Genomic DNA, 1,357 nt, shown 5'->3' with positions numbered 1-1,357 from the left:
TTTCCTTCCCCGGTGCCTGAACCCGTCGTGGAGGCGGCTCCGGAACCCGAGCCCGCGCCTGTGCCCGCCGCGGCTCCCGCTCCCGCGCCAGCTCCGGTGACAGCGGCGCCGCAGCCCCAGCCGGAACGCATCACCCCGGGCGAGGGTGGCTCCGCAGAGTGGATCGCCACGCTGGAACCCATGGAGTCCTACTCCCTCACCGCGTTTGGCGAAGGGCACCTCAAGGACTTCATCGACGAGGCCCGCGAGATGGCGGAAAATCTCAGTTCCGGGTTGCTGGAACTGGAGCGCAACCCCACCGAACAGGGCGAACTGGTCAACGACCTGTTCCGCTTCTTCCACAACCTCAAGGGCAACAGCGGCATCATCGGTTTTGCCGAACTGAACAGCCTGACCCACGAGGCGGAAACCCTGCTCAACAACGTGCGCCGGGGCGAAATGACCGGTTCGCACGAACTGGTGGACCTGCTGCTGCTGGTGGTGGACCTGCTGGAAGCGCTGGTGGCGCGTATCGACCCCGCGTCCGGCAACGTCACTCCGTTCGATATTTCGGTCATCCTCGAATGCCTGCGCAAGGCGGTGGCCGGCGGCGATATCACCCTGCCCGAAGGGCTTGGCGGCCGCCGCAACGGTGGCCCCGTGGCGGAAGTCCCTGCACAGGAAGCCGCGCAGGTGGCCAGCGCAGATGGCGAAGAAGACGCCCCCTCGCCCCCCGTGGCCCCCGGCTACGACCCCGACGATGTGGCCCTGTTCGTCAACACGGTGCGCCAGCAGATGGACAACGTGGGCGTGGCCCTGAAGACCCTGGCCGCCGACGGCACCCAGCGCGAGTATGTCGACGCCCTGTACCGGTGCCTGGTGACTATCCAGAATTCTTCCGGCTACATGGGGCTGGACGATATCCGCGTGTACGCCGAACGCACGGCGGGCCTGGTGGACCAGGCGCGCTTTTCGGGCATGGATTTCAGCCTGATGGTGGATCTGATGGAGCAGGAATCCTCCATCATTGGCGACATGTTGGAAAAGCAGATTGCCCGCATCAGCACGCCCGCGCCCGCCCAGGCCCCCGAAGCTGCCCCGGCTGCTCCCGAAGCCAAGGCGGCTCCCGCCCCTGCGGCGGAGGCCAAGGCCGTTGCCGCTCCGCCTGCCGCCAAGGCAGCAGATGCCAAGGCGCAAACCAAGGCTGCTGTCACTGCCGATGCCCCGGCTGATGTCGAGGACGAGGACGCGGAGGACGACGACGCGGCGGTGGTCACCATTTCCTCGGTGACCGGAACGCCCGCGCCCGCAGCGGCGGTGAAGTCTGCCGCCCCGGCCCCTGCGCCTGCCGCAGCCGTTGCAGCCGCCCCGGCCAAGC

General features: G+C 67.9%; 1 protein-coding gene. It reads left to right on the top strand.

Annotation, left to right across the window (positions count from 1 at the left end):
- Window positions 1-96 precede the first annotated feature (96 nt).
- On the top strand, window positions 97-1,357 hold a 1,261-nt coding region (locus FVW27_RS15840), incomplete at its 3' end, for an Hpt domain-containing protein (RefSeq protein ID WP_341806163.1).

Origin of the sequence: Nitratidesulfovibrio liaohensis, assembly GCF_011682075.1 — a bacterium.
In the GTDB taxonomy this organism is placed as follows: domain Bacteria; phylum Desulfobacterota; class Desulfovibrionia; order Desulfovibrionales; family Desulfovibrionaceae; genus Cupidesulfovibrio; species Cupidesulfovibrio liaohensis.
This window is presented reverse-complemented; position numbering and strand designations above follow the sequence as displayed.